The 686-nt window shown below is 70.7% G+C and carries 1 protein-coding gene; it reads right to left on the bottom strand.

Annotated features, from left to right (window positions below; translation table 11 throughout):
- Window positions 1-43: 43 nt before the first annotated feature.
- Window positions 44-686, bottom strand: a 643-nt coding sequence (locus MOQ72_RS44175) for a Rossmann-fold NAD(P)-binding domain-containing protein (RefSeq protein ID WP_242192043.1), incomplete at its 5' end; no start/stop codon positions are given.

Below are 686 nucleotides of genomic sequence, written 5' to 3'. Positions count from 1 at the left end.
ACGCCCACGGGCCCGAGCGCGCGGCGGGCGTCCTCGACGATGCTCATGCGAAGTAGTGCCCCTTCGCCAGATCGGCGAGCAGACCCGGTTGCGCGGGCTCCCAGCCGAACCGCTCGCGCGTCGCCGCACTGGACACGGCGTGATCCATCGACAGGATCGCGCCGAGGAAGCCGAAATGGTCGATCGCCTCGGTGGCGGGGATTGACTTCACGGGCACGTCCAGGTGCCGTCCGATCACCTCGGCGAGCTCGCGGGCGGGAATCGCCCCGTCGCCGACGGCATGCACCCGGGCCCCGGCGGGGGCCTGTTCGACGACCAGGCGGTACAGGCGCGCGGCGTCGAGCTGGTGTACGGCACACCAGCGCTTCCCGCCACCGTCCACATAGGCCGAAAAGCCCTTCTCGCGGGCAACGGCGATCATGTGCGGCACGAACCCGTGCTTGTCCGCCTCACCGTGCACCGAACGCGGAAGCCGGATCACCGACACGCGGACGCCAAGATCCACGAACGACATCGCCAGCTCCTCGGTCAGGAACCGGCCTGCGGCGAGGGAGCCGGTCGGGGGTGCCGTCTGCTCGGTCGCGGCCTGCTCCGCCTCCGGCCCTGGCGTTCCCGACGTGACCAGCAGTGGCTTGCCCGATCCAGTGAGTGCTTCACACAACGCCTCGACGGCTCGCCGGTCGGTC

It is taken from the genome of Saccharopolyspora soli (assembly GCF_022678645.1).
Taxonomy (GTDB): domain Bacteria; phylum Actinomycetota; class Actinomycetes; order Mycobacteriales; family Pseudonocardiaceae; genus Saccharopolyspora; species Saccharopolyspora soli.
The sequence above is the reverse complement of the archived record's forward strand: the minus strand, read 5'-3'. Positions and strand labels throughout refer to the sequence as shown.